The following is a 26,371-nucleotide window of genomic DNA, read 5'->3' on the forward strand; positions in this document are numbered from 1 at the left end:
TTCACAATCAATGCAGGAAGCGCATGAGCGATCTTCGCCAGCTACGCCACTTCGTCGCCCTCGCCGAGCACGGCCACTTCGCCCGTGCCGCCGATGCGGTGAATCTTAGCCAACCCGCCCTGTCACGCAGTATCCAGGCGCTGGAAGGCCAGTTGAGCTGCCAGTTGGTGGACCGCAACCCGCGCGGCGTCACCCTCACCGCCCACGGCCGGCTGGTGCTGGAACACGCCCGCCGCCTGCTGGCAGGCGACCGCGCGCTGCGCAATGCGGTGCTGCAACTGGCGGACCTGGAAACCGGCGAGCTGCGCCTGGGCGCCGGTCCCTTCCCCGGCGCGCGACTGTTGCCACAGGTATTGGCGCGCTACAGCAGCGCGCACCCGAAGGTATCGATCCTGCTCTCCATCGAAAACTGGGGCGAATTGCAGCAGCGCCTGCTGGACGACGAACTCGAACTGTTCGTCGCCGATTACCGCGAACTCGAGGGCGACAGCCGCCTCGATATCCTGCCGCTACGGGTGCATCGCGGCGTGCTGTTCTGCCGGCCCGAGCACCCGCTGATGGCCGGCCAGCCTTCGCTCGACAGCGTGCTGAGCTATCCGCTGGCCGGGCCGCGGCTGCCGCGTGACGCCCACGAGGGCCTTTCGCGCATCCTCGGCCGCGCACAACCCTTGAGCGTGCAATGCGATGACGTGCTGATGCTCAAGGAGCTGGTGAAGGGCAGCGACGTGCTCTGCCTGGCAACCTGGGATGTGGTGGCCGCCGATGTGCGAGCCGGCAGCCTCGCCGTGCTGCCCTGGCCCAATGGCGAAGTGGCCGGGCGCGGCTCCGCCTATGCGCTGGTGCGGCACGCCGGCCGCAGCCTGTCGCCGGCGGCCAGCCAATTCGTCGAGTTGTTGCTGGAGGAAGACGCGGCATTCAATGCCGCGTCATGAGTGCTTCCGCAGGAGGGAGTGGAGCGCGGTGATAGCCATCGGCCCCACGCTCCGATCGAACCGGCAACTCACCGGTGCCAGCCCTGGTAGGGGCCACCGTAGTAGGCCGGCGGTGGCGGCGCGGGGCGATAGTAGTGCGGGCGATCGCGCCAGCCTCCACGATCGTGGTCATGCTCGTAGACCACGCAACCGGTCAACGGAAGGATCATCAATACAGCAGCGAAGAAACGACGCATGGCGCCTCCATCAAGCGAGCCGGCCGCCCCGCCGGGATGCGGGGCGTACATTCTTCCGGTCTCGCAAGATCAGACATTTCGCTCAGAACACGGTGCCGCGCCGAAAGGTAAAGCTTGGGTAAATCAGCCGTTTACAGTTTCCAGACGGCGAACCTTGCGGCTTTGCAGATGCAACACGCCAAACAGCAGCACCTGCACCTTCTCGGTGACCGAACGCCGGCGCGCGAGCAACAGCACCTCGCCGACATGCACCACCAGCAGGATCACCGAGAGCCACAGCAGCGGCCGGTGCAGCTCGCCGAAGGGGTAGATCAGGTTGAGCACGGCGGCGACCCAGAACATGGTCAGCGCGCCCTTGGCGAAACTCAGCAACTCGGACATGGCGATAGATTCCTCGAGGTGAAGGTTGCTGCAGTCTGCCGCCCGGCAAGCCGCGCCCGCTCCTGCCTTTCGACTGGCCCGCGCACCAGGATGCGGCGCCGCGCTTCATTTGAGGGCGGGCAAACGCACTCGCGTGCAGCGAAAAGCCCCCCGCATTCTGCCGCAGCCCTTCTGCACCGGCACTTTCGCCAACTTGGCACGCCGCTCGCTTTGTCTCGGCTGTGCAGGAACGATCCGAACCAAGCGGACAGCGGCACCACAATCTGACAATGGATGACTAGGGTTCCGGCTCGCACGGCGAGTGACTGGTCCGAGAGTCATCGACCTCCAGCGAGGTTACACGGCGGGACAAAAGCCCGGGAGACGAGAGCGACACGTGCCGCCCGACTCCTGCCTGCCCGACAATCGACTGGAGAAGCTCCATGCGCAAGCCCCTTCTGACCGCCCTGTTCGCCGCCGGCCTCGCCGCCTTCAGCGTCTCGGCCTCCGCCGCGGCGAAAAACAGCTTCAACCTCTGCTGGACCATCTACGCCGGCTGGATGCCCTGGGAATACGCGGCCAGCCACGGCATCGTCGACAAGTGGGCGAAGAAGTACGGCATCGAGATCAAGGTCACCCAGCTCAACGACTACATCGAGTCGATCAACCAGTACACCGCCGGCCAGTTCGACGGCTGCACCATGACCAACATGGACGCCCTGACCATTCCCGCCGCCGGCGGCGTCGACTCCACCGCGCTGATCGTCAGCGACTTCTCCAACGGCAACGACGGCATTGTCCTCAAGGGCGACGGCAAGACCCTGGCCGACCTCAAGGGCATGAACGTCAACCTGGTGGAGCTTTCCGTCTCCCACTACCTGCTCGCCCGCGCGCTGGAAAACGCCCGCCTCACCGAGAAGGACGTGAAGACGGTGAACACCTCCGACGCCGACATCGCCGCCGCCTTCAACACCGACGACGTGCAGGCCGTGACCACCTGGAACCCGATGCTCGCCGAGGCCCGCGCCAAGCCGGGCACCACCGAGGTGTTCAACTCCAGCCAGATCCCCGGCGAGATCATGGACATGATGGTGGTCAACAGCGCGGTCCTAAAGGACAACCCGGCACTGGGCAAGGCGCTGACCGGCGCCTGGTTCGAGACCGTGGCGCTGATGCAGGGCGACAGCGCCGAAACCCGCGCCGCACTGGAGCACATGGCCAAGGCCTCGGGCACCGACCTCGCCGGCTACCAGGGCCAGCTCGCCACCACCAAATTGTTCGCCACGCCGCAGGAGGCGCTGGCCTTCGCCACCAGCCCGAAACTGCCGGCGACCATGGACAAAGTGGCGGCCTTCTCCTTCGCCCACGGCCTGCTCGGCGAAGGCGCGAAAAGCGCCGACGCGGTGGGCATGAGCTTCGCGGGCGGGCTGTCCACCGGCGACGCGAAGAACCTCAAGCTGCGCTTCGATCCGAGCTACGTGCAGATGGCGGCGGAAGGGATGCTCTGACGCCGGAGCCTGCAAGAGCCCCTCACCCTAACCCTCTCCCAGAGGGAGAGGGAACCGTTCGGTGCAGGTTGAAACCCTGGCCTCAGTCGGCACGGGCAGCCCCCTCTCCCTGAGGGAGAGGGCAGGGGTGAGGGGGAAGCATCGGTACAAAGTCACGCGACGAAGTTACCGGCCCTTAAGGCCCGCAATAAACAGGTACGAAGCATGCGCCTGATCAACCGAACCCCCGACCGCAGCGGCCGCCTGTTCCTGGTGCTGCTGCCCTTCGCCCTGCTGCTGTTCGCCTACTTCGCGGGCTCCACCTCGCGCCTGGCGGAGAACCCCAACGACAAGCTGCTGCCCAGCGCCGCGCAGATGGCCGACGCGGTGAACCGCCTGGCTTTCAGCGAAGACAAGCGCACCGGCGAAGTGCTGTTCTGGCAGGACACCGGCGCCAGCCTGCAGCGCCTCGGCATGGGCCTCTCCATCGCCGCCCTGCTCGGCCTGGTGCTGGGCATCGCCGCCGGCAGCGTGCCGCTGTTCGGCGCGCCGCTGTCGCCGCTGCTCACCGTGCTGTCGATGATCCCGCCGCTGGCGATCCTGCCGGTGCTGTTCATCGTCTTCGGCCTCGGCGAGCTGTCCAAGGTGGTGCTGATCGTCATCGGCGTCGCCCCCTGCATCGCCCGCGACATCGAACAGCGCGCCCGCGAAATCCCCCGCGAACTGCTGATCAAGGCGCAGACCCTGGGCGCCAGCACCTGGACGCTGATCCTGCGCGTGGTGCTGCCGCAATTGATGCCGCGCCTGCTCATTTCCCTGCGCCTGATGCTCGGCTCGGCCTGGCTGTTCCTCATCGCCGCCGAAGCCATCGCCTCCACCGACGGCCTGGGCTACCGCATCTTCCTCGTGCGCCGCTATCTGGCCATGGACGTGATCCTGCCCTACGTGGTGTGGATCACCGCCCTGGCCTGGCTGATGGACTACGGCCTGCGCCTGCTCACCCGGCGTGCCTTCCCCTGGTACGAAGGAGGCAAGGCATGAGCTTCATTTCGGTCCGCAATGTCTGGCAGCAGTACGACGGCAACGTGGTGCTCGAACGCCTAAATCTCGACGTAAAGGAAGGCGAGTTCTGCACCCTGGTCGGCGCCTCCGGCTGCGGCAAGTCCACCTTCCTACGCCTGCTGCTCGGCCAGGAGCGCCCCAGCCGTGGCGAGCTGCTGCTCGAAGGCCAGCCGCTGCCGGGTGAGCCGGACCCGAGCCGTGGCGTGGTGTTCCAGCGCTACTCGGTGTTCCCGCACCTGTCCGTGCTCGACAACGTCGCCCTCGGCCTGGAACTGCCGCGCTCGCCGCTGTTCGGCCGGCTGCTGGGCAACGCCAAGCGCGAGGCCCGCGAGCAGGCTGCTGCCCTGCTCGAACGCGTCGGCCTCGGTCACGCGCTGAAGCAGTATCCGAGCGCCCTGTCCGGCGGCATGCAGCAACGCCTGGCCATCGCCCAGGCACTGGTGATGAAGCCGCGCGTGTTGCTGCTCGACGAACCCTTCGGCGCGCTCGACCCCGGCATCCGCAAGGACATGCACGCCCTGCTGCTGGAGCTGTGGCAGGAAACCCGGCTCACCGTGTTCATGGTCACCCACGACCTCGCCGAGGGCTTCAGCCTGGGCACCCGCCTGCTGGTCTTCGACAAGGTCCGCCATGACCCGCAGGCACCCAGCGCCTACGGCGCGCGCATCACCTACGACATTCCGCTCAACGCCGACCGCAAGGCCGCCCGCGCCGCCCTGCCCGAACCGCTTGCCGCGCGCCTGGAAACGGCCGCCGCCCCGCTGATCACGCCGGCCTACTAAGGAGCCCGCCATGAACGAATTGCGCACCACCCTCTACGAAGAAACCGTCCCCGGCGGCGGCCACACCTCCTTCGTCCTCAAGCGCGGCCAGCTGCTGCGCCTGACCGACATCGAAGGCGGCGGCAACGTCAGCCTGCTGCTGTTCAACGCCGTCGAGAAAAGCGAGCGGCTGAACCTGCCGGACAGCCTCAAATGCCAGCACACCGCCAAGCTCACCGCCGGCCACTGCCTGTACTCGGACATGGGCCGCGTGCTGGCCGCCATCAGCGCCGACAGCTGCGGCTGGCACGACAGCTTCGGCGGCGTGCTGAACGCCGCCGAAGTGCAGGAGAAGTACGGCGAGGGCCGCTACCAGGAATTGCGCAACGGCTTCTACCGCAACGGCGTGGACAACCTGCTGGTGGAAATGGGCAAGTGGGACATGCGCCTGCAGGACCTGCTGATGTGCCTGAACCTGTTCAGCCGCGTGGACGTCGATGCCGATGGCTGCTTCCGCTTCGCGCCGGGCAACTCGAAAGCCGGCGACTACGTCGAGCTCTACGCGCCGATGGACACCCTCGTCGTGCTCACCGCCCTGCAACACCCCATGGACCCGAACCCGCAGTACGCGCCCAAGCCCATCGGCCTGACCTGGCAGCAGGTCGCCGCCGACGGCATCAGCGTGCTTTGCCGCACGTCCCGCGCGGAGAACGGCCGCGGCTTCCACAACACCGAACGCCAGTACCTGTAAGGAGCGCGAGCATGCCCATCGTTCCCAGCGACAAACACCCCGAAGCCTGCGTCTCGCGCACCCTGATCCCGGCCGGCGAACCCAGCCTCACCGAACTCAAGGCCGGGCAGACCCTGCGCATCCTCGACCTGGAAGGCAACCAGGCGGTGGACACGCTGTTCTTCAGCGCCGCCAACCCGCGCGAGCGCTACGACGTACAGCGCACCCTGCGCAAGCAGGGGCAGGTCTACCTCAGCGCCGGCAGCGTGCTGTATTCCAACCTCGGCAACCCGATGCTGAGCATCGTCGCCGACACCTGCGGCCGCCACGACACCCTCGGCGGCGCCTGCGCCCAGGAGAGCAACACCGTGCGCTACGCCCTGGACAAGCGCTACATGCACAGCTGCCGCGACAACTTCCTGCGCGCCAGCCTGCACGACGGCCGCCTGGGCAAGGCCGACATCAGCCACAACATCAACTTCTTCATGAACGTGCCGGTCACCGCCGAGGGCGGCCTGACCTTCGAGGACGGCATCTCCGCTGCCGGCAAGTACGTCGAGCTGCTCGCGCACATGGACGTGATCGTCCTGATCTCCAATTGCCCGCAGCTCAACAACCCCTGCAACGGCTGGAACCCGACGCCGGCGGAGTTGCTGGTATGGGACTGAAGCGGCTGCAGGCGGCAGGCGTCGGGCTGCAGGCGCTACGGCGCTGGCTGTACGTCCTGAGCCAGAGCCGGAGTGGCCAATGCAGCCCCGCGCTGCGCGCGGACGAAACCTGTAGGAGCGAGGGGGACGCCATCGTTATTGCTCGCGAACAAGCTCCCCTGACACACCGGCGCTAAGCGGGTTCGCGAGCAAGGGCTAGGCGCCCCCCTCGATCCGACGAAAAGCGCTTCGGCACTCCGGACGACCGTAGTGCACACCGAATCATGGCGGGACGGCCCGCCACCCCATGGGGACGCCCTCATGTTCGACAAGCTCCTGATCGCCAACCGCGGCGCCATCGCCTGCCGCATCCTGCGCACGCTCAATGACCTGAACGTGGGCGGCGTCGCCGTGTACTCCGAAGCCGATGCCGCCAGCCTGCACCTGCAGCAGGCCGCCCAGGCCATCAGCCTCGGCGAAGGCCCGGCCTCCAGCACTTATCTGGTCGTGGAGAAAATCCTCGCCGCGGCCCGCGACAGCGGCGCCCAGGCGATCCATCCCGGCTACGGCTTCCTCTCGGAAAACGCCGCCTTCGCCGAAGCCTGCGAAGCCGCCGGCATCGCCTTCGTCGGCCCGACGCCGGAGCAACTGCGTGTGTTCGGCCTCAAGCACACCGCCCGTGCGCTGGCCCGCGAACAAGGCGTACCGATGCTCGAAGGCACCGACCTGCTGCCCGACCTCGAAGCCGCGTTGCTCGCCGGTGAAGAAGTCGGCTACCCGGTGATGCTGAAAAGCACCGCCGGCGGTGGCGGCATCGGCATGCGCGTGTGTCGCTCGGCGGACGAACTGCGCGACGCCTTCGACGCGGTGAAGCGCCTGGGGCAGAACAACTTCAGCGACTCGGGCGTGTTCATCGAGAAGTACATCCAGCGCGCCCGCCACCTCGAAGTGCAGGTATTCGGCGATGGCCAGGGCGAGGTGATCGCCCTCGGCGTGCGCGACTGCTCGGTGCAGCGGCGCAACCAGAAGGTGCTGGAGGAAACCCCTGCACCCAACCTGCCCTCTGGCATGGCCGACGCTCTCTGCGCGGCGGCGGTCCAACTGGCCAAGGCCGTCAGCTACCGCAGCGCCGGCACCGTGGAGTTCGTCTACGACAGCGAGGCGCAGCGCTTCTACTTCCTCGAAGTGAACACCCGCCTGCAAGTCGAGCACGGCGTCACCGAACAGGTCTGGGGGGTTGACCTGGTGCGCTGGATGATCGAGTTGGCCGCCGGCGACCTGCCGCCGCTGGCCGACCTCATCGCCGGGCTGAAACCCAGCGGCCACGCGATCCAGGCGCGTCTTTACGCGGAGGATCCGGGCCGCGACTTCCAACCCTGTCCCGGTCTGCTCACTGCCGTGCAGTTCCCACCGGCCGACGGCAAGGCGCTGCGCATCGACACCTGGGTCGAGGCCGGCTGCGAGATTCCGCCCTGGTTCGACCCGATGATCGCCAAGCTCATCGCCTGGGCGCCGACCCGCGAGCAGGCCAGCGCCGGCCTCGACCGCGCGCTGGCCGACAGCCTGCTGTACGGCGTGGAATGCAACCGCGACTACCTGCGGCAGATCATCAAAGACGCGCCCTTCGCCAGCGGCTCGCCCTGGACGCGCTGCCTGGAAGGCCTGCAGTACCGCGCCCAGACACTCGAAGTGCTCAGCGCCGGCACCCAGACCAGCGTGCAGGATTACCCCGGCCGCCTCGGCTACTGGGCCGTGGGCGTACCGCCATCGGGGCCGATGGATGATCGCGCGCTGCGCCTGGGCAATACCCTGCTGGGTAACCCCGAAGGCGCCGCCGCGCTGGAAATCACCATGAGCGGCCCGACCCTGCGCTTCAACACCGACGCGGTGGTAAGCGTCACCGGCGCCCCGCTGCCGATCCACCTGGATGGCGTCGAGCAGCCGATGGACACGTCGCTGTTCGTAGCCGCCGGGTCCACGCTCAGCCTCGGCACTGTCGGCGGCGCTGGCGCGCGCAGCTACCTGTGCCTGCGTGGCGGCGTGAACGTGCCGGACTACCTGGGCAGCAAGAGCACCTTCACCCTCGGCCAGTTCGGCGGCCACGGCGGTCGCGCCCTGCGCGCCGGCGACGTGCTGCACATCGCCGAGCTGGAAGACGGAAGTCACGGTGAGAGCCTGCCAGTGGAGCTGCGCACCGACCTCCCCGCCGTACGCAGCATCCGCGTGATCTACGGCCCCCACGGCGCACCGGAATACTTCACCCCGGCCTACATCGAGACCTTCTTCACCACCGACTGGGAAGTGCACTTCAACTCCAGCCGCACCGGCGTACGCCTGATCGGGCCGAAGCCGGAATGGGTGCGCGAGAGCGGCGGCGAGGCCGGCCTGCACCCGTCCAACATCCACGACAACCCCTACGCCATCGGCGCGGTGGACTTCACCGGCGACATGCCGGTGATCCTCGGCCCGGACGGCCCGAGCCTGGGCGGCTTCGTCTGCCCGGTGACGGTGATCGAGGCCGACCTCTGGCAGCTCGGCCAGCTCAAGGCGGGGGACAAGATTCGCTTCGTGCCGGTGGATATCGCCACCGCCCGCAGATTGGCGCAGTTCTGTAGGAGCGAGCTTGCTCGCGAACGCTTTATGCCGGAAGTTCTGGAGTTGGGCGGGTTCGCGAGCAAGCTCGCTCCTACACAGGCAACGCCCAGCATCGGCGCAGCCGATTTCCCCTCACCCCAGCCCTCTCCCGTGGGGAGAGGGGGCCGTTCGGCATTGCCGGCGGGCACAGAGTTCTCCGATGGCACAGACGGCTCCCTCTCCCTCCAGGAGAGGGCGGGGGGTGAGGGCAGCCCGAGCACCGTGCTCACCTCCCCCATCGTCCTCGACCTCGGCCAGGACGACACCCGCCTGGTAGCACGCCTCTCCGGCGACACCCACCTGCTGCTGGAAATCGGCCAGCCCGAGCTGGACCTCGTCCTGCGCTTCCGCGGCCACGCCCTGATGCAGGCGCTGGAGGCCAAGAACCTCGACGGCGTGATCGACCTCACTCCCGGCATCCGTTCGCTGCAGGTGCACTACCAGCCGGAAACCCTGTCGCTGGAAACCTTGCTGGCAACCGTCGCCGGACTCTGGGACGCCGTGTGCGCCGCGCAGGACCTCAAGGTGCCGTCGCGCATCGTCCACCTGCCGCTGTCCTGGGACGACCCGGCCTGCCAACTGGCCATCGAGAAATACATGACCACCGTGCGCAAGGACGCGCCCTGGTGCCCGAGCAACCTGGAGTTCATCCGCCGCATCAACGAACTGCCGGACCTGGAGGCGGTGTACCGCACCGTGTTCGAAGCCAGCTACCTGGTGATGGGCCTGGGTGACGTCTACCTCGGCGCGCCGGTGGCTACACCGCTGGACCCGCGCCACCGCCTGGTGACCACCAAGTACAACCCGGCGCGCACCTGGACCGCGGAAAACTCCGTGGGCATCGGCGGCGCCTACATGTGCGTCTACGGCATGGAAGGCCCCGGCGGCTACCAGTTCGTCGGCCGCACCCTGCAGATGTGGAACCGCTACCGCGAAGTCGCCGCATTCGACGGCAAGCCCTGGCTGCTGCGCTTCTTCGATCAGATCCGTTTCTACCCGGTCTCGGCGGACGAACTGCTGCGCATCCGCCGCGACTTCCCGCTGGGCCGCTATCCGCTGCGCATCGAGGAAAGCGAACTGCGCCTGGCCGACTATCAGCAATTCCTCACCGAGGAAGCCGACAGCATCGCTGCCTTCCGCCGCCACCAGCGCGCCGCCTTCGACGCCGAGCGCCAGCGCTGGATCGCCTCCGGCCAGGCGCACTTCGACAGCGAGGAAGCCGCCATCGACACCGGCGAGGACGCCCCGCTCGGCGCTGGCCAACATGCCGTCGAAAGCCACATCGCCGGCAACCTCTGGCAGGTACAGGTGGAAGCCGGCGCCAGCGTGAAGGCCGGCGACATCCTGGTGATCCTCGAATCCATGAAGATGGAAATCCCCCTCACCGCCCCACGCGACGGCGTAGTGCGCGAGGTCCGCGTGCAGCCCGGTTCGCCGGTGCGCGCCGGGCAGCGGGTGGTAGTGATGGAAGAAGCCTGAACCGACATAACCGCCGTTGCGCAGAGCCCCTCACCCTAACCCTCTCCCGCAAGCGGGAGAGGGGACCGTACGGAGTGGGCCTCAGCGCTGGATTCAACCTGAACCACAGTCCGCGCCACCCGGCCAGCCATGGTTCGCAACCAACACCGCGCCGGGCTGCTCTTCCCCCTCTCCCTCCGGGAGAGGGCCGGGGTGAGGGCAGCCCAGCCAGAGAACTGATCGGCCCAAGGAAACACGACCATGCCCACTACCTTCGATCTCCGCCTCACCACCCTGCGCAGCGCCTACCGCGAAGGCCGCACCACGCCGCGCCAGCTCATCGCCCAGCTGCGCAACAAGGCCGCCGCGCTGAACCCGGATTACCACCTGTTCATCCACCTGCTCAGCCTGGAAGAACTGGAGCCCTACCTTGCCGCACTGGACGACCAGTCACCGGAGAGCCTGCCGCTCTACGGCATCCCCTTCGCCATCAAGGACAATATCGACCTCGCCGGCATCCCCACCACCGCCGCCTGCCCGGCCTTCGCCTACACGCCGGAAACCTCCGCGACGCTGGTGCAGCAACTGATCGATCTGGGCGCCATCCCGCTGGGCAAGACCAACCTCGACCAGTTCGCCACCGGCCTCAACGGCACCCGCTCGCCCTATGGCGAATGCCGCAACAGTGTGCTTCCCGAGTACCCGTCGGGCGGTTCCAGCGCCGGCTCCTCGCTGGCCGTGGCGCTGGGCGTGGCGAGCTTCGCCCTGGGCACCGACACCGCCGGCTCCGGTCGCGTGCCGGCAGCGCTCAACGGTTTGGTCGGGCTGAAACCGAGCAAGGGGCTGCTGTCCAACCACGGCCTGGTGCCGGCCTGCCGCACGCTGGACTGCATCACCTACTTCACCGCCAGTGCCGCCGAGGCCAGCGAGCTGCTCGCTCTCACTGCAAAGCTCGATCCACAGGACGGCTACAGCCGCGCCAACCCGACGTGGAACAACGCCAGCGCCTTCGGTGCGCCCAAACCTTTCCGCTTCGGTGTTCCCCGTGCCGATCAACTGGAATTCTTCGGCTGCCATGAAGGCCCGGTGCTGTTCACCGATGCCCTCGACCAGCTCAAGGCCCTCGGTGGCGAGGCGCAGGAAATCGACTTCGCACCCTTCCTCGAAGCCGCGCGCCTGCTCTACGAAGGCCCCTGGGTGGCCGAGCGCTACAGCGTGGCCGGCGAACTGATCGAGCGCGATCCGCTCGCCGTGCTGCCGGTGATTCGCGATGTGCTGGCCAAGGCTCCCGGCGCAACCGCCGTGCAAGCGTTCCGCGCGCAATACCGCCTGCAGGAACTCAAGGCGCAGTGCGACGCGATCCTCGCCGACCTCGACTGCGTGTTCACCCCCACCATCGGCCGCCCGGTGACGCTGGACGAGCTGCACGCCGAACCGGTGAAGCGCAATTCCGACCTGGGCTACTACACCAACTTCATGAACCTGCTGGACTACGCCGCCGTCGCCGTGCCCAGCGCGATCATGGACAACGGCCTGCCCTGGGGCGTGACCCTGTTCGGCCGCGCCTTCACTGATCAGTACCTGCTCGGCGTGGCGGATGCGCTGCAGCGCCGGCACAACCTGCCGCTCACCGGCGGCAACGCCTTGGCGCCGGCGTCCTCCGCCAACGCCGCGCGCAACGACCGAGCGCGCCTGGTGGTCTGTGGCGCCCACCTGGACGGCCTGGCGCTGAACTGGCAACTGCGCCAGCGCGGCGCGCGCCTGCTGCGCGCAACCCAAAGCGCACCCGCCTACAAACTCTACGCCCTGGCCGGCGGCCCGCCGCTGCGCCCGGGCATGCTGCGCGTGGCCGAGGGCGGCGCGGCCATCGAAGTGGAAGTCTGGGAGCTGCCCAGCGCCGAACTGGGCTCCTTCCTCACTGGCATTCCCGCGCCATTGGGGCTGGGCAAGGTGCAACTGGAGGATGGCAGCTGGGAGACCGGCTTCATCTGCGACGCCTGGGGCCTGGACGGCGCCGAGGACATCAGCCGCTTCGGCGGCTGGCGCGCGTGGCTGGTCAGCCGCAACTGATCACAGAGGGCTTTCGTAGGATGGCGTGGAGCGCAGCGATACCCATCAAATCCACGCACCGCCAGCATGGGTATCGCTGCGCTCCACCCATCCTACAATGCTGCGAAAACCGATCCCGGCGCAGGAGCGGACTCCGTCCGCGATGACCCGCTCACACGAAACTGCTCAGTGGTTGACGTGTGCCGCTGGCCAGCCGCAGCTGATCACAGAAAGCTTTCGTAGGATGGGTGGAGCGCAGCGATACCCATCAAATCCACGCACCGCCAGCATGGATATCGCTGCGCTCCACCCATCCTACAACGCTGCGAAAACCGATCCCGGCGCAGGAGCGGACTCCGTCCGCGATGACCCGCTCACACGAAACTGCTCAGTGGTTGACGTGTGCGGCTGGCCAGCCGCAGCTGATCACAGAAAGCTTTCGTAGGATGGCGTGGAGCGCAGCGATACCCATCAAATCCACGCACCACCAGCATGGGTATCGCTGCGCTCCACCCATCCTGCAATGCTGCGAAATACCGATCACTGCGCGGGAGCGGACTCCGTCCGCGATGACCCGCTCACACAAAAATGGTCAGTGGTTGACGGGGCAGCTGGCCAGCCGCAGTTGATCACAGAAAGCTTTCGTAGGATGGCGTGGAGCGCAGCGATACCCATCAAATCCACGCACCACCAGCATGGGTATCGCTGCGCTCCACCCATCCTACAATGCTGCGAAAACCGATCCCGGCGCAGGAGCGAACTCCGTCCGCGATGACCCGCTCACACGAAACTGCTCAGTGGTTGACGTGTGCAGCTGGCCAGCCGCAGCTGATCACAGAGGGCTTTCGTAGGATGGCGTGGAGCGCAGCGATACCCATCAAATCCACGCACCACCAGCATGGGTATCGCTGCGCTCCACCCATCCTGCAATGCTGCTGCATCATCGGCATGTGGACGGATAGCAGGTCGCGAACGCCACGCTCTTTGCGTTACCGGCGTCGGAGCATGGAACCCCGCCGCACCACCAGCTAGAGTCCCAGCATCATCCGCCGCAAGGACCGGTCATGTCCGACCTCAGCCACCAGCAGGCACAGCACCGCGTCAACGACATCCTCGCCTTTGACCGCGAACTCCAGCGCCTGCACGACGAAGGCGCCCTGGTTCTCGACAACGCCCAGCAGCAGCACCTGCACGAACACCAGCAACGCCTGCTCGCCGATTACCGCGCGCGTTTCGACATCGACCGCGACAGCCAGGACCACCGACTGTCCCTGGGCATGCGCATCGCCTCCTTCCTCGGCGCACTGGCCCTGGCCGCCAGCCTGTTCTTTCTCTTCTACCAGTTCTGGGGGCTGTTCAGCGAAGGCGTGCAGGTCGCTATCCTCATCGGCGCCTCGCTGATCAGCCTGCTGCTGACCCTCGCGCTGCAACGCCGCGACGCCTCCGGCTACTTCGCCAGGCTCGGCGCCATGCTGGCCTTCGCCTGCTTCGTGCTGAACGTCGTGATGGTCGGGCAGATCTTCAATATCACGCCGTCCGACAAGGCCCTGCTGCCCTGGGCCGCGTATGCCCTGCTGCTGGCCTACACCTGCAACACCCGGCTGCTGCTGGCCGCCGCGCTGATCTGCGTGATGGGCTATGTCGCCGCGCGAGTCGGTACCTGGAGCGGCGTGTACTGGCTGGACGTCGGCGAACGTCCGGAAAACTTCTTCCCCGCGGCGCTGCTGATCTTCCTCGTGCCGTCGTTCATCTCCCAGCATCGCTTCGACGGATTCGCCACGATCTACCGGGTATTCGGCCTGCTCGGGGTGTTCCTGCCGATGCTGGTGCTGGCCAACTGGGGCAGCAGCAGCTACCTGCCCTTCCACCCACGCGCGGTGGAGGGCGCCTACCAGGTCCTGGGCTTCGCTGTGTCGGCGCTGGTGATCTGGCTGGGCGCGCGCCGTGAATGGCCGGAAGTGGTGAACACCGGGCTGACCTTCTTCGTGATCTTCCTCTATACCAAGTTCTTCGACTGGTGGTGGGAGGTCATGCCCAAGTACCTGTTCTTCCTCGTGCTGGGTCTGTGCGCGGTGCTGATCCTGCTGGTGCTGCGGCGCCTGCGCCGCGCCCACGGCCTGCTGGGAGCCCGCCCATGAACTGGACCCGTACTCATGCGCTGGCCAGCGGCGTCGGCCTGATCCTGCTGGTGAACGCTGTCGCCCTGGGCGGCGTTGCCTGGAACCGCTCCGGCGAGCCGGACAGCGTGCTGTCGCTCAGCCAGCGCGAACTGCTGCGCAACAGCGACTGGTACAAGGAAAACAGCGGCCTGAGCCTGCGCCTGCGCTGGCGTACGCCCAGCCGGGACGAAGCCGCGCGGCAGCATAATCGCGGCTGGCAGCCGGCCATCGATGGCCAGAAGATGGCCGAACTCGGCTTCGCCATACCCGAGCAGGTGGACGACGACAGTGCCCGGCGCTTCGGCCGCCAGCAATCGCGCGAGGCGCTACTGGTACTGGAGCTCAACGGCCCGTTGTACGAGCGCGAAGTGCAACTGACCCGCAAACGCCTCGACGAGGCTCGCCTGGCCGCCGATGCCGCGCCACAGAATGCACGCCTGGCGGACGAACGCGACTTCATTCGGCGCGAACTGGACAGCGAGGAGAAAACCGACACGCGCCTGCTGCTCAAGGACGTCGGCCTGGACCTGCCGACGCTGCGGGCGCGCTACCCCGACCGCCAGCGCTATCTCATCGTCCACGGCCAGGTGCGCCCCGTCTCCAACTACTACCAGCACATCTGGACACTTGGCGGCACGGCCAGCGCCGTCGGTACCGACAACCTCAATGTGCCGCGGCAGTGGCGCGAACGCCTGGACCAGATCACCGCGCAGCCTCACCGGGCCGCAGATGGTCGAGCCCAGCCCTTCGTCGCCGAAGTCGCCTTCGGCCAGCGCCTGGAACCATGGATCCAGCGCGTCGACATGCCCTGAGCCAACGGCCGCGCCGATCCGAATCCGCTTGCGCGATGCGGGTCGGCGCTGCACCCTGAACGCCCGCATCACCGCCAATTCCCGCCTGACCGGTCATGAACGACGTCATTCCCGATCCCAGCCTTTGCCCGCTCTGCGGCCAGTCCAATCGTTGCACCCAGTCCGATCCGGCACTGGAAGGCCAACCCTGCTGGTGCTTCAGCACAAGCATCGAGCGCAACGCGCTGGAGCGCATTCCGCCTGAGCTGATCGACCGCGCCTGCCTGTGCCCGCGCTGCGCCGCCGGGCTGAAGGACGACGAGCTCGCCTGATGCGTCTGGACCGTTTCATCGCCAACCTGCCCCACCTGAACCGCCAGCAGGCCCGCCAGTTGCTCGCCGAAGGGCGCCTGCGCGTGGACGGCGAAGTGGTGCGCGATGGACGCCACGAAGTGCGCGAGTTCTCCCGCGTGGAGCTGGACGCCGAGCTGCTGCAGGCCGGCAAGCCGGCGCGCTACTTCATGCTGCACAAGCCCGCCGGCTGCGTCAGCGCCACCCGCGACGCCGAGCACCGCACCGTGCTCGACCTGCTGGACGAGCCGGACAAACACGAGCTGCACATCGGCGGCCGCCTGGACTACAACACCACCGGTCTGCTGCTGATCACCAATGATGGCCAGTGGTCACGGCGCATGACCCTGCCCGGGCGCAAACTGCCCAAGGTCTACTACGTCGAGACCGAAGACCCGATCGAGACGTGCTACATCGAGACCTTCGAGCAGGGCCTGTACTTTGCCTTCGAAGACCTCACCACCCTGCCCGCCCAGCTGGAAATCCTCGGCACTCGTGCCGCGCGCCTGACCCTGCACGAAGGCCGCTACCACCAAGTCAAGCGCATGTTCGGTCACTTCCAGAACAAGGTGACCCGCCTGCACCGCGAGAGCATGGGCAGCCTCCTGCTCGACCCGGCGCTGCAGCCCGGCGAATACCGCGCGCTGACTGCGCAGGAAATCGCCGAGCTGGACGCGTAGGAGCAGCTGTCTTTTCCTGGGGGGCCGTACCAATGTATCTCCCTCACCCCAGCCCTGGCTGCGCGCCCCGCTCCTCAGGGAGAGGGGGCAGCCCGAGCCGGCTGACACTGAGGTTTCATCCTGCACCGAACGGTCCCCTCTCCCCTTGGGAGAGGGCTGGGGTGAGGGATGGCCCAAGCGCAGAGGTATCTCGTAGGAGCGGACTCCGTCCGCGATGGCCCACCGGTCTGCTCGGAGCGAGCGGAAATCAATCGCGGACAAAGTCCGCTCCTACATCTCGTGCCCCGCGCAACATTCCGAAAACTCCTACGCAAACCATTCAGCCCGGCGGTTTGCAGGCGCCCACGCCGCTTGGCTAAGCTGCCTGCCACGCCCGCGTTCCAAGGAAAGGTGATGAAGAAACTGTCGGTTGCCCTGCTGATCGCCTTGAGCGCCAGCGTCGCCTTTGCCAATCCGGGCAAGCCCTCGCCGCTCTCGGACCTGCAGGCCGCGCTGAAGACCCTCAAGCCCGGCCAGTTCCTCTGGTATCCGGAAATCTCCCCGGCGGGCCCGGTGACCCTGGTGGTCAGCCTCACCGAGCAGCGCGCCTACGTGTACCGCAACGGCATCGCCATCGGTGTGGCCACCGTGAGTACCGGCAAGAAGGGCAAGGAAACTCCCACCGGTGTGTTTTCCATCCTGCAGAAGAAGGTCGAGTACCATTCCGACCTCTACAACAGCGCGCCGATGCCCTACATGCAGCGCCTGACCTGGGACGGCATCGCCCTGCACGCCGGCAACCTGCCCGGCTACCCGGCCTCCCACGGCTGCATCCGCCTGCCCATGGCGTTCGCCAAGAAGCTCTACGAAGTCACCGGCTTCACTTCCACCACCGTGATCATCTCCGACGCCAAGAGCTCACCCGTGGAGGTCTACCACCCCGGCCTGCTCGCCCCCATCGTCAGCGGCGGCCGCGCCGCCGGCCCGCACGACGACAGCGGCATGGTGGTGCCGTTCTGGAGCGACCCCGGTGCGGAAAAGGGCCCCGTCTCGGTACTGGTCAGCCGCGCCGACCGCCGCCTCTACGTCTACCGTGGCGGCCTGCAGATCGGCACTGCGCCGGTAGCTTTCGAGCACGCGGAGGAAAAGACCGGCGTCGCCGCCTTCTCCCTCATGGAGAAACCCTCGCAAAGCGAGATCGACAGCGAAAACCCGAACCTGCGCTGGACCAGCGTGCAGGTCAGCGATCCGCAACGCGGCCTGACGCCCGCCGAGCAGTTGGGCAAGTTCAGCCTCGACCGTGAGTTCCTGCGCAGCCTGCTGACCAGCATGGATGTGGGCAGCACCCTGGTGATCACCGATCTGCCGTCCACCCGCGACACGCGCAGCAACCCGGACTTCACCGTGATCACCACCAACGACCGCAAGGCGGAACAGAAACCGGTCAAGAACCAGAGTGTCGAGTAACGGGTAGAACCGGAGCGGCTTCGCGTTGCTCCGGATTATCCCTACATGGTCTTCATCGTTTCCCTCCCCCCGCCACCATCCACTCCAGCCACACTGCCAGTCCTCACCTGCGGACAGACGGCCTCAAGCCGGCCGTGCAAGCAGCCGAAGAATCTCGAAACACAAAGAGTCCAGGCGCCTGTCCGCGGTGAGTTCCACTCGCCCTCATGCCCGGAACATCGGAGCTTCGTGGCGATTTATTGTGCTGAAAAGTTCGTAATTACCGACGGGTGGAACCATACTTGATTAAAAAACAGCCACACCACTGGTCAAAAATCACGCACAATGCGGCGTTTCCCAGAAAAAACCATATCTATTCAACGGGAATGTTGTATTCATGCTGACTTTCTTGAAGTTACGGGGGTTCTTCCGGATTTCGCTCGCCAGTGCCGCGCTCTTCGCGATCGGCAGCTGGCAGACCGCGTCCGCCGCCCGCCTGCCCACGGCAGAGGAATTGCACCGCCTCGCGCCGGCGACCAACACCGAAACCCTGCGCCTGGCGCTCAGCGCGCTGCAGTGCGCCAGCACCCAGCTGGGCGGCCAGAACCGACTGCTGACGGTGATCGACTACTCCAAACCGTCCCGCGACAAGCGCCTCTGGGTCTTCGACCTGAAGCAGCGCAAGCTGCTCTTCGAAGAGTGGGTCGCCCATGGCAAGAAGAGTGGCGATGACATGGCCACCTCCTTCTCCAATCGCCCGGAGAGCAACCAGTCCTCCATCGGTCTCTACCAGACCGGCCAGACCTACAGCGGCAAGCACGGCCGTTCCCTGCGCCTGCTGGGCCTGGAGCCGGGCTTCAACGACAACAGCGAAGAGCGCGCCATCGTCATGCACGCCGCCGCCTACGCCGATCCCAAGGTCGTCCCCGGTCTTGGCCGCCTGGGCCGCAGCCTCGGCTGCCCGGCAGTGCGTCCGCAGGTGGCGCAGCAGCTGATCGACACGCTGAAGAACGGCAGCTACGTCTTTGCCTACTACCCGCAACAGCAGTACCTGCGGACCTCCCAGTTCCTCGCCGGGCCAAGTTGCACCGTGGCGAAGAACCCGCAGATCAACCGCTACGCCACCAACCTCGCCAAGCGCTGATCGATACCCCTGATGTAACGCAAACCGCCGGCATCAGCCGGCGGTTTGCGTTTCAGGGTGTTCCGGGGTGGAGCTAGGCCTTGACCCCATCCAGAATCTGCAGCAACGCCCGCACATCCACCGCATCCATCTGCTCGGGGTTGAGGAAGCGCTCGCCGTATTCCTTGTAGACGCCCTGGCTGATGAACAGGCGGAACAGGTCGGCGTCGATGTGCTGGTCGCGAGCCATGAAGGCCAGGATCTTCAGCGACTCGGACAGCGTCTTCGGCGCCTTGTACGGGCGATCGGCGGCGGTCAGCGCCTCGAAGATATCGGCGATCGCCATGACTCTTTCCGGAATGCTCATCTGCTCGCGACAGAGTTTGCGCGGGTAGCCGGTGCCATCCATCTTCTCGTGATGGTTGGCGGCGATGGTCGGCACGCGGCGCAGATTGCGCGGCAGAGGCAGCGTGGTGAGCATCATCAGGGTCTGGACGATGTGCTCGTTGATCTTGAAGCGCTCCTCGTCGTTCAGCGTGCCGCGGCGGATGCCCAGGTTGTACAGCTCGCCATAGTTGCTTGCGTAGGGCGGCAGGCGCATGTCGAAGCCCCAGACGTTGCGTGGATCGTCCTTCACCACCGGTGGCTTGCGCTCGCCCCACGGCACGCGGTGCTCGGGTTTGTCGGCAAGGAGGAACTCCTCGGCCGGTAGCGGCCGCTCGGGCCGGCCCTGCAGGCGCTCGGCCTCGTCGTGGGAGATGCCCAGGCGGTCGTCGAAATAGCGCAACCAGCGGCGCTCGCCGATCTGCCTGAGGCGCTCTATATCCTCATCCTTCATGAACTCGCCGCCGACGTTGGCCTGGGCGACGAAGGCGTAGTCCTCGCGCAACGCCTCGTGCAGGGCATCGCGCCGGGCGGCGAGCAGGCCAATGTCGCTGCCCTCGGCGATACCACGCCAGTAGTCCAGTTCGATATCCCGCCAGATCACCTCGAAGCGCGTGCGCACCTCATGCAGGCGGTTGTACAGGGTCTCCAGCTTGGTCGCCTTGTCCACCACGTACTCGGGGCTGGTGATCTTGCCGCAGTCATGCAGCCAGGCGGCGATCTGGAATTCGTAGCGCTCGGCATCGCTCATGGTGAAGCCGGCGTACTCGCCATCGCGCGAGTCGATGACCTTCTGCAGCAGCAGGTCAGCCAGCTGTGGCACCCGTTCACAGTGGCCGCCGGTGTAGGGGCTCTTGGCGTCGATGGCGTCGGCCAGCAGCTTGATGATGGCATCCAGCAGGCGCTGCTGGGCTTCGATCAGCTGGCGGGTCTCGATGGCCACGGCGGCAGCGCCGGAAAGCTCCTCGACGAAGCGCTTGAACGGCTTTCGCGGCTGGCGGCTGAGCTCGCCCTCCTCGGCGAGTTGCAACACCAGGATGCCGAGCAACTCGTCGGAACGGTTGCGCAGGGAGACCTCCAGATACTGCCCGCGATTGGCCAGCGCAAGGTCGACCCGCTCGGCCAGCTCCGCCTCGGTGAAACCTTCGATCAGCATGGATTGCGGGTACTGCTCGCCATTCACCGAGCAGGCCAGGCGCAGACGGCATTCCTCGTCGTCCAGCAGGTATACCGCACCCCCCATCACCCCGGTGGCTTCCACCAGGCGCGAGAGCACGCCTTCGAGCATGCTCTCCAGACGCGTTTCGCGGCTGAGGGTCAGGGTGATCGCCTGGAAGTTGTGAATGGTGCGCGACATGCTGCCCATCACGCTGCTCAGGTCGCGAACCTCGGCGATCTTCGACTCGACGCCTACCGGTCGGGCAAAGTCGAAGGCCGCCAGTGCGCCGACCTGATCAGCCAGTGCAGTCAACGGGCGGGCAATGCGCCGGCCGATGTACCAGCCGATCAGCAACAGGACAAGCAGCAGCGTGCCGCTCCACAGCGCCTGGTTGAACAGCAGCTGGCGTGCGCCGGCCAGTAGCTCCACGGCGGGAATGGCGATCAGCACCTTCACTTCGTTGCTGGTGAAGTTCGATAGCGGCACCCAGATCCCGTACCAGTTCTCGCCATTCACCCGGTAGGCCTGCGGCGTGCCGGAGGGTACCGATTCAGCGTTGAGCTCGCTCAATGCGGGCACCTTCAACTCGGCCAGGGTAGCCAGACGCAGCTCCTTGCCCTCGTGCACCATCAATCTGGCGAGGTCCGGATAGGCGATCACCGTGCCCTTGCCGTCCACCACCGCCAGTTCGGTGTTGGCGGTCTGGCGAAGATCACCCATTTCGCCGCCCAGATCGTTGACCGAGGCGTCCATGCCGATCACCGCGGCACCATCCACACTGCGATGTGCCAGGGTCAGGCCGATCTCGCGCGTGGTGAAAAACACGTAGGGCTGGGTCAGCACCGTCTTGCTGGTGCCGCGCGCCTCTGCATACCAGGGGCGTTGGCGCGGGTCGTACTGATAGTCCGGGCGCTCCTGCACACGCAACAGGCGCAGTTCGCTGTCGTAGAAGCGCCACTCGCCGAGCAGCCCGCCCTGGCCGTTGAGCGTCTGGCTCTGCACCAGGTATTTGGCCGCGTCCGGCGCCTGCAGGGTCTGGCGCACCTCGGGCACGCGCAGCGCACGAATCAGCAGGAACTCACCGTTCGGATAGCCGATGTACACCGCACTCAGGGTGCGATTGGCACGCAGGTTTTCCACCAGCATCGGCAGGCGATCGAGGCGCGCCGGCAGGTTGTCGGTCTGCGAGATGGGATCGTGGGTCAACAGTCACAGCGCGCTTTCCGCCGGGTCGATCAGCCGGCGGATGCGCTCGTTGATCGTCGCGCCCAACTGGCTGGCCGACTCCCCGGCCGCCGTCACCAGCGCGCCCTCCACGCCACGGTACCCCTGGATCAGCAATGCCCCCGCCAGCACCAGCATGCTGGCGATAATGGCCCCGGCCACCAGCAATTGCAGCGGAATACCCCGTTCGAATGCCTTCATCCTTTACCAGCCTCTGTCCGTGGAGCTGTAGCGATAGCCGCTGTCGAGCAATCCTTCCGCCACTGGCGGCGGGGCGTTGTTACGCATGATCCGGGCCAGGCTTCCGTCCAGCCATAACACTTCCATCAGGCGCATCCACTCGGCGCTTTGCGCCGGGGTGAAGCGCTTGCGCGAGAGCATCAGGTTGTGGGGCGTCGCCGGGCCGGGCATCACATCTACCACACGAAAGCGTTCGCGTTGACGACGATCGCTCACCGCACCCTCGAGATTCATCTCGTGGCCGATCACCCCCTCCACGTCGCCGTTGAGCAAGGCACTGAAACGGGTCGTATCGTCTTGGTATTCCACCACCCGCCCCTCGGCCTTGAGAATGCGCAGCATGCCGTCGATATAGGCGCCATGGCGGTAGCCGGCAATCACCCCCAGGCGTGCGCCGGGCATGTCATGGAAGGCGTCCAGGCCGTTCATGTCACCCAGGTCATTGCGCACGATGAGCTTGTTGCGCATGTAGAGGTAGGGCAGCAGATAGGTGTAGGCGCGGCGTTGCGGCGTAGCGACGCCACTGGTCCCCATCTGCAACTCGCCACTCTCGAGCCGGCGCCAGACTTCGTCACGCGGCCGGACGGACGTCTCGAACCGGCAGCCAGTACGCTTGCCCAATTCGGCGATCAGGTCCGGATCGATACCCACGTCGTCATGGAAGAACACCACGTTGCGGGTGTAGGCGACGCTGATCGGTTGCTCACAGCCATAGCGATCCTCGCCCATGGCTTCCGCACACAGCCATGCGGCCGGGGCCAGGACCAGCGATATGCGTAACCGTGGATGAAGTGCCATTGAACCGCTCCGCACGCGGTATCGGCCTCAGGGGGGAGCACGGCGAAATCGCTCGTCTTCGGCAAAGGGAAGTTACAGCTATCACATGAGTGTAATCCGGCTTCACCAAAGCGCCGGACAATCGCCAAGACAAATGTCATTTCGTCGGAATTCGGCCAAACGATGTGACTCAAGCGCTCGCTGGCTGTTGCGGCTGCCGTACCAGCCTGCTTAACTCTGGCTCAAGCGTGACCGCCGAGTCACGCAGCGCAACCAACAATGATTTTCGCGGCAGCCGTTCCCCATGCCGCACCTTCCCCCGCCTGATCAGAAGCCAGTCTCCGCGCCCCAACGGGCTTCGGACCGTCGTCTTTTGATGTCGTAAGCAATTGAAAATCAAGAGATTATTAACTTTCGTCGAGTGACATGAAGCTGTCACGTCAAGACGCTTTCCTCTGCCTGGGTACTTTCTTCGCATCCGCTGGTGGATGCGCACCATGACCTGCGTCTGGAGGAATACGACATGAGGCCGGAAACCGCCGTCGTCGAGATTCAGCAACACCGGGTACACACGGAGTTTCACGCCAACAGGGAAGCGCGGCAGACCATCATCCTGGTCAACGGCTCGCTGGCAACCACCGCCTCCTTCGCGCAAACAGTGAAATACCTGCAACCGCACTTCAACGTGGTCTGCTACGACCAGCCGTACGCGGGCCGGTCCAGGGTCCACAACGACTGCCGCGAGCTCATCACCAAGGAATACGAGGCACAGCTGCTGCTCGGCCTGATCGAGCACTACCAGGCCGACGTGGTGATGTCGTTCTCCTGGGGCGGAGTCGCCACCCTGCTCGCCCTGGCCGAACGCCCGGCGCGAATCCAGAAGGCGGTGATCAACTCCTTCTCACCGCTGCTCAACGCCTCGATGCTCGACTACCTGCACCGCGGCCTGGACTACCTCTCGGCGTGCGACCGCACAAACATCGGCAACCTGGTCAACGACACCATCGGCCGCTACCTGCCGCAATTGTTCAAGCGCTACAACTTCCGCCACGTCAGCGGGCTCGACGAGCACGAGTACCGGCAGATGCACTTCCACGTCTGCCAGGTACTCAAGCTCAGCGCCGAGAGCTACATGGAGAAGTTCGCCGCCATCGACATCCCGCTACTGTTCCTCAACGGCGAGCTGGACATCTACACCACCCCGGCCGAAGCGAAGCTGTTCCAGCAGCTGATCCGCGATTGCGAATTCCGCACCATCCGCAACGCCGGCCACTTCATCGACGTGGAACACAAGAAGGCCTGGCAGGAAACCCAGGACGCCCTCCTGACCTTCCTCCAACCGCAGCGCCAGCCGGTCCTGGCCAACCCCTACCTGCCCAGCAGCCAGGGCGTGCCCATCGCCGCCATGGTGGGCTGATGCAACCAGCGCACACAGCCGGGGGCCGGCCCCAGACCTTCCGCCCCGGCTTTTCATTGCGTCGAATCCGCAACACAAGCGCCGTCGACCGCACAGCTCGCCTGCCAAGGCTTCACTAAGCCCCGCCCTTCTGGTAAAAAGGCACCCCCAAGCGGGCGTCGTATAATGGCATTACCTGAGCTTCCCAAGCTCATGACGAGGGTTCGATTCCCTTCGCCCGCTCCAGAATCAATGGGACATCTAGGGTTAGGTGTCCATTTTCAGTGACAGTTTTGGTGACAGTTAGGTAAATTCTGGCATCAAACTTTCACCCGCCGAAGCCGCCTAAAGAGCTATGATCACCCCATAGCCAAGCAGGCTTCACGGGCCAAGGAGGTCACTATGTTTCTTCAGCTCCTCAAAGCGAAGACAAAAGAAGAGCGGGAACTCTCGCAACTCCTTTCGCAGCTTCCCAGCACGGACGATCTAGCTGTGGTAGGTCGAGGCACCATTGTGATTGAGCCCGAGTCGATCTTCGAATCGGCGAAGTTCAAATCTGCGCTGGAGCGCGCCGCCAAGATCGTCAAACGATAATGGGCCTAATACTTATACTGCCGCTGCTTGTCAGCGGCTTTTTAGTTTGTCACCACCATCCATCTTTTTTCTTCAAGCTTCATCGCCATGAAGGGCAGTACTTATACATACAATGTGCAAGGCTAGGACTCTATAGCTTTATAATTTCCTTCTCCGCCTGCGCATCGCTGTATCAACTCCTTACCCACTACAAAATTGGCTGCTTTGACCTGGAGAATATCAATTTATTTTCTTGGACAGCCAAGCACCTTGTAAGCATTGGTCTAGTCGAGCAGGATAAATCTTCGACGTACTCCATTGCCATATGGGCTACGATTTTCTCGCTATATCCAGTGCCCCACATATGGGGATACTTGACCAGACTATTCTTCTATCGAATCAGACTTAAGCTAGACACCCCAACAAAAATAAAACTAGCCGCAATGGCCGACATTTTCAAAGACAGTCCACTGGACGACTTTCTCTTTAAATCCGCCATCAGTCTAGATGTGGTTATGCTTCATATGGACGATAGGAAGGTTTACGTTGGTGTGATCGCCACGATGGGCGAACCAAACGAGACTCAAGGCGCTGATCAGGAGATCGCTATTAAGCCTATCATGAGTGGATATAGAGAGAAGGATAACCTCACGGTAACCTTTACCACTCAATATAAAGAAGCCGGAGCTGATGTAACATTAATACTGCGTCAAGAGGCAATAATCTCGGCTACAAAGTTTGACTTCGAAGTTTATGAAAAATTCAAAGCTTCAAAGCCTGGTCAAAGCCTTCCTCCGTCATCACCCGCCATATCCGGTTAAAAGGAGTTATCGATGGAAGAACCCGAAGCCTCCTCAAATTGGTACGAAACTGCACGGCAAGATATCGCTGATCCTGTCTTTACCAGTTTCCGCTGGAACGGCAGGACAACTGATTGGTTTCTGCAGGAACTGGTGAGCGGTGTAAACCGCTTCCCAGAAGCCAGAATGAACCTTACTCTTTTCACGGTAAGCGGCATTCTGTCAGGCACGCTCATAAGCGCAGAAGAATACTTTCGAATCTTTGCAGATAACTTCTGCAGGGGATTCGACGCAGATGAAACCACAGACGGCATCAGAAACTATTATGCCAGTCTAGGAACCCCGCCTCCAAAGGCAGAACCTGAAGCAGATGAGCCAATTGGCGAGGCCCCACCTCAGTATATTCACTTAAAAGATGCGAAGCACTTTTCCCCAGGTGGAGTAATTCCAAACAATGAAGGCTTACTTTGGCGCGGAACGATTGCGTCGATCTCCGGCTTCACGTTAGGACAACTGCAAAAAGGCTAAATGGATAGGCGTCTAACTCGGTGAGCAAGGCGCCTACACCATCAGGCTATGCGCTCGTGCGCTCCAGACGAGCCAGTTCCCGCCGCACCAGATCTTTCAGCTCCGGCGGGCTGATCTCCGAAATCTCGCCCTGCGCCCAATCGCTCCACTTCCCTTTCCGCTTCGAACGCTCGGCGAACAGCTTACCGGCCTCCCCTTTCGCGCGGTCTAGGTTCAGCTGCCAGAACTCGAACAGCCTCGCCTTCTCATCCTCCATCGCCTGCCGCTCATCGGCAGGACGTAGGGCCAGATTCCAAGCGCTCATCGGGTGACCTCCTCAAATCGAAGGCGCGCATTCTACGCCCCTTCTGCAGGCACCCCCTACCGTTGGTCACGCAAAACAAACACTGTATATACAAACAGTATT

At 64.8% G+C, this 26,371-nt stretch carries 22 protein-coding genes, 1 tRNA gene, 1 pseudogene and 1 riboswitch; of the genes and pseudogenes, 19 read left to right on the top strand and 5 right to left on the bottom strand.

Features of this window, described 5'->3' with window-relative positions:
• Positions 1-23: 23 nt before the first annotated feature.
• Positions 24-932: a LysR family transcriptional regulator gene (locus L6D89_RS17795; protein WP_236200673.1), complete on the top strand. Its 909-nt coding sequence runs from the start codon at positions 24-26 to the stop codon at positions 930-932.
• A gap of 68 nt (positions 933-1,000) precedes the next feature.
• Here L6D89_RS17795 and L6D89_RS17800 read toward each other — a convergent pair whose 3' ends face one another.
• Entirely contained in the window at positions 1,001-1,168 is a 168-nt protein-coding gene (locus L6D89_RS17800) for a hypothetical protein (RefSeq protein ID WP_156356647.1), read from the bottom strand.
• 123 nt (positions 1,169-1,291) lie between these two features.
• Positions 1,292-1,549, bottom strand: coding sequence for a DUF1145 domain-containing protein (locus L6D89_RS17805; RefSeq protein ID WP_236200674.1), 258 nt, complete (start codon positions 1,547-1,549; stop codon positions 1,292-1,294).
• Between the two features lie 266 nt (positions 1,550-1,815).
• A riboswitch (guanidine-I (ykkC/yxkD leader) is annotated at positions 1,816-1,914 on the top strand.
• A 57-nt stretch (positions 1,915-1,971) separates the two neighbouring features.
• Here L6D89_RS17805 and L6D89_RS17810 point away from each other — a divergent pair.
• From L6D89_RS17810 to L6D89_RS17870, 13 genes are all read left to right on the top strand, one after another.
• Positions 1,972-3,036, top strand: a complete 1,065-nt coding sequence (locus tag L6D89_RS17810; RefSeq protein WP_236200675.1) for a putative urea ABC transporter substrate-binding protein — start codon at positions 1,972-1,974, stop codon at positions 3,034-3,036.
• A 204-nt stretch (positions 3,037-3,240) separates the two neighbouring features.
• Positions 3,241-4,056, top strand: a complete 816-nt coding sequence (locus L6D89_RS17815) for an ABC transporter permease (protein WP_236200676.1) — start codon at positions 3,241-3,243, stop codon at positions 4,054-4,056.
• A complete protein-coding gene (locus L6D89_RS17820) occupies positions 4,053-4,859 on the top strand; it encodes an ABC transporter ATP-binding protein (RefSeq protein WP_236200677.1) in 807 nt (268 codons plus the stop codon). Before L6D89_RS17815 ends, L6D89_RS17820 begins: the two co-directional genes overlap by 4 nt.
• A gap of 10 nt (positions 4,860-4,869) precedes the next feature.
• The gene (locus L6D89_RS17825) at positions 4,870-5,589 is read left to right on the top strand and encodes an urea amidolyase associated protein UAAP1 (RefSeq protein ID WP_236200678.1); all 720 of its coding nucleotides are present in this window, start codon (positions 4,870-4,872) and stop codon (positions 5,587-5,589) included.
• Between the two features lie 11 nt (positions 5,590-5,600).
• Positions 5,601-6,236: an urea amidolyase associated protein UAAP2 gene (locus L6D89_RS17830; protein WP_236200679.1), complete on the top strand. Its 636-nt coding sequence runs from the start codon at positions 5,601-5,603 to the stop codon at positions 6,234-6,236.
• A 300-nt stretch (positions 6,237-6,536) separates the two neighbouring features.
• Positions 6,537-10,328 (top strand): 5-oxoprolinase/urea amidolyase family protein, encoded by a 3,792-nt coding sequence (locus L6D89_RS17835; RefSeq protein ID WP_236200680.1) that lies wholly within the window; start codon positions 6,537-6,539, stop codon positions 10,326-10,328.
• A gap of 240 nt (positions 10,329-10,568) precedes the next feature.
• On the top strand, positions 10,569-12,377 hold the full coding sequence (gene atzF, locus L6D89_RS17840) for an allophanate hydrolase (RefSeq protein ID WP_236200681.1): 1,809 nt from the start codon (positions 10,569-10,571) through the stop codon (positions 12,375-12,377).
• Positions 12,378-13,420: 1,043 nt separating this feature from the next.
• Positions 13,421-14,494 (top strand): DUF2157 domain-containing protein, encoded by a 1,074-nt coding sequence (locus L6D89_RS17845; RefSeq protein WP_236200682.1) that lies wholly within the window; start codon positions 13,421-13,423, stop codon positions 14,492-14,494.
• On the top strand, positions 14,491-15,327 hold the full coding sequence (locus tag L6D89_RS17850) for a DUF4824 family protein (RefSeq protein WP_236200683.1): 837 nt from the start codon (positions 14,491-14,493) through the stop codon (positions 15,325-15,327). Before L6D89_RS17845 ends, L6D89_RS17850 begins: the two co-directional genes overlap by 4 nt.
• A gap of 95 nt (positions 15,328-15,422) precedes the next feature.
• Positions 15,423-15,638 (top strand): cysteine-rich CWC family protein, encoded by a 216-nt coding sequence (locus L6D89_RS17855; RefSeq protein WP_236200684.1) that lies wholly within the window; start codon positions 15,423-15,425, stop codon positions 15,636-15,638.
• The gene (locus tag L6D89_RS17860) at positions 15,638-16,336 is read left to right on the top strand and encodes a pseudouridine synthase (protein WP_236200685.1); all 699 of its coding nucleotides are present in this window, start codon (positions 15,638-15,640) and stop codon (positions 16,334-16,336) included. Before L6D89_RS17855 ends, L6D89_RS17860 begins: the two co-directional genes overlap by 1 nt.
• 393 nt (positions 16,337-16,729) lie before the next feature.
• Complete coding sequence (locus tag L6D89_RS17865) at positions 16,730-17,782, top strand: L,D-transpeptidase (protein ID WP_236200686.1); 1,053 nt, start codon at positions 16,730-16,732, stop codon at positions 17,780-17,782.
• 376 nt (positions 17,783-18,158) lie between these two features.
• Positions 18,159-18,905 (top strand): murein L,D-transpeptidase catalytic domain family protein, encoded by a 747-nt coding sequence (locus L6D89_RS17870; protein WP_236200687.1) that lies wholly within the window; start codon positions 18,159-18,161, stop codon positions 18,903-18,905.
• A 73-nt stretch (positions 18,906-18,978) separates the two neighbouring features.
• Here L6D89_RS17870 and L6D89_RS17875 read toward each other — a convergent pair.
• Together L6D89_RS17875 and L6D89_RS17880 are read right to left on the bottom strand one after the other, a co-directional pair.
• Positions 18,979-21,852: pseudogene (locus tag L6D89_RS17875) on the bottom strand (HD domain-containing phosphohydrolase).
• A gap of 3 nt (positions 21,853-21,855) precedes the next feature.
• Positions 21,856-22,689 (bottom strand): substrate-binding periplasmic protein, encoded by an 834-nt coding sequence (locus L6D89_RS17880; protein ID WP_236200688.1) that lies wholly within the window; start codon positions 22,687-22,689, stop codon positions 21,856-21,858.
• Positions 22,690-23,191: 502 nt separating this feature from the next.
• On the opposite strand from L6D89_RS17880, the gene L6D89_RS17885 reads away from it, so the two are divergent.
• From L6D89_RS17885 to L6D89_RS17905, 5 genes are all read left to right on the top strand, one after another.
• Positions 23,192-24,085 (top strand): alpha/beta fold hydrolase, encoded by an 894-nt coding sequence (locus L6D89_RS17885; protein ID WP_236200689.1) that lies wholly within the window; start codon positions 23,192-23,194, stop codon positions 24,083-24,085.
• A gap of 151 nt (positions 24,086-24,236) precedes the next feature.
• A tRNA-Gly gene (locus L6D89_RS17890) sits at positions 24,237-24,310 on the top strand.
• Between the two features lie 156 nt (positions 24,311-24,466).
• A complete protein-coding gene (locus L6D89_RS17895) occupies positions 24,467-24,658 on the top strand; it encodes a hypothetical protein (protein WP_236200690.1) in 192 nt (63 codons plus the stop codon).
• Positions 24,659-25,080: 422 nt separating this feature from the next.
• Complete coding sequence (locus L6D89_RS17900) at positions 25,081-25,458, top strand: hypothetical protein (RefSeq protein WP_236200691.1); 378 nt, start codon at positions 25,081-25,083, stop codon at positions 25,456-25,458.
• Between the two features lie 12 nt (positions 25,459-25,470).
• Positions 25,471-25,965, top strand: a complete 495-nt coding sequence (locus tag L6D89_RS17905; protein WP_236200692.1) for a hypothetical protein — start codon at positions 25,471-25,473, stop codon at positions 25,963-25,965.
• A gap of 46 nt (positions 25,966-26,011) precedes the next feature.
• On the opposite strand, the gene L6D89_RS17910 is transcribed toward L6D89_RS17905, so the two are convergent.
• Complete coding sequence (locus L6D89_RS17910; protein ID WP_236200693.1) at positions 26,012-26,269, bottom strand: hypothetical protein; 258 nt, start codon at positions 26,267-26,269, stop codon at positions 26,012-26,014.
• Positions 26,270-26,371 lie beyond the last annotated feature (102 nt).

It is taken from the genome of Pseudomonas pseudonitroreducens, from assembly GCF_021603645.1.
GTDB lineage: Bacteria > Pseudomonadota > Gammaproteobacteria > Pseudomonadales > Pseudomonadaceae > Pseudomonas > Pseudomonas pseudonitroreducens.

Excerpts from the sequence above, each read along its gene's own strand:
- L6D89_RS17870 (WP_236200687.1), top strand. The coding sequence starts at position 18,159 with ATGCTGACTTTCTTGAAGTTACGGGGGTTCTTCCGGATTTCGCTCGCC.
- L6D89_RS17825 (WP_236200678.1), top strand. The coding sequence starts at position 4,870 with ATGAACGAATTGCGCACCACCCTCTACGAAGAAACCGTCCCCGGCGGC.
- L6D89_RS17795 (WP_236200673.1), top strand. The coding sequence starts at position 24 with ATGAGCGATCTTCGCCAGCTACGCCACTTCGTCGCCCTCGCCGAGCAC.
- L6D89_RS17895 (WP_236200690.1), top strand. The coding sequence starts at position 24,467 with ATGTTTCTTCAGCTCCTCAAAGCGAAGACAAAAGAAGAGCGGGAACTC.
- L6D89_RS17900 (WP_236200691.1), top strand. The coding sequence starts at position 25,081 with ATGGCCGACATTTTCAAAGACAGTCCACTGGACGACTTTCTCTTTAAA.
- L6D89_RS17880 (WP_236200688.1), bottom strand. The coding sequence starts at position 22,689 with ATGGCACTTCATCCACGGTTACGCATATCGCTGGTCCTGGCCCCGGCC.
- L6D89_RS17885 (WP_236200689.1), top strand. The coding sequence starts at position 23,192 with ATGAGGCCGGAAACCGCCGTCGTCGAGATTCAGCAACACCGGGTACAC.
- L6D89_RS17830 (WP_236200679.1), top strand. The coding sequence starts at position 5,601 with ATGCCCATCGTTCCCAGCGACAAACACCCCGAAGCCTGCGTCTCGCGC.
- L6D89_RS17805 (WP_236200674.1), bottom strand. The coding sequence starts at position 1,549 with ATGTCCGAGTTGCTGAGTTTCGCCAAGGGCGCGCTGACCATGTTCTGG.
- L6D89_RS17860 (WP_236200685.1), top strand. The coding sequence starts at position 15,638 with ATGCGTCTGGACCGTTTCATCGCCAACCTGCCCCACCTGAACCGCCAG.
- L6D89_RS17865 (WP_236200686.1), top strand. The coding sequence starts at position 16,730 with ATGAAGAAACTGTCGGTTGCCCTGCTGATCGCCTTGAGCGCCAGCGTC.
- L6D89_RS17910 (WP_236200693.1), bottom strand. The coding sequence starts at position 26,269 with ATGAGCGCTTGGAATCTGGCCCTACGTCCTGCCGATGAGCGGCAGGCG.
- L6D89_RS17855 (WP_236200684.1), top strand. The coding sequence starts at position 15,423 with ATGAACGACGTCATTCCCGATCCCAGCCTTTGCCCGCTCTGCGGCCAG.
- L6D89_RS17815 (WP_236200676.1), top strand. The coding sequence starts at position 3,241 with ATGCGCCTGATCAACCGAACCCCCGACCGCAGCGGCCGCCTGTTCCTG.
- atzF (WP_236200681.1), top strand. The coding sequence starts at position 10,569 with ATGCCCACTACCTTCGATCTCCGCCTCACCACCCTGCGCAGCGCCTAC.
- L6D89_RS17810 (WP_236200675.1), top strand. The coding sequence starts at position 1,972 with ATGCGCAAGCCCCTTCTGACCGCCCTGTTCGCCGCCGGCCTCGCCGCC.
- L6D89_RS17850 (WP_236200683.1), top strand. The coding sequence starts at position 14,491 with ATGAACTGGACCCGTACTCATGCGCTGGCCAGCGGCGTCGGCCTGATC.
- L6D89_RS17800 (WP_156356647.1), bottom strand. The coding sequence starts at position 1,168 with ATGCGTCGTTTCTTCGCTGCTGTATTGATGATCCTTCCGTTGACCGGT.
- L6D89_RS17820 (WP_236200677.1), top strand. The coding sequence starts at position 4,053 with ATGAGCTTCATTTCGGTCCGCAATGTCTGGCAGCAGTACGACGGCAAC.
- L6D89_RS17905 (WP_236200692.1), top strand. The coding sequence starts at position 25,471 with ATGGAAGAACCCGAAGCCTCCTCAAATTGGTACGAAACTGCACGGCAA.
- L6D89_RS17845 (WP_236200682.1), top strand. The coding sequence starts at position 13,421 with ATGTCCGACCTCAGCCACCAGCAGGCACAGCACCGCGTCAACGACATC.
- L6D89_RS17835 (WP_236200680.1), top strand. The coding sequence starts at position 6,537 with ATGTTCGACAAGCTCCTGATCGCCAACCGCGGCGCCATCGCCTGCCGC.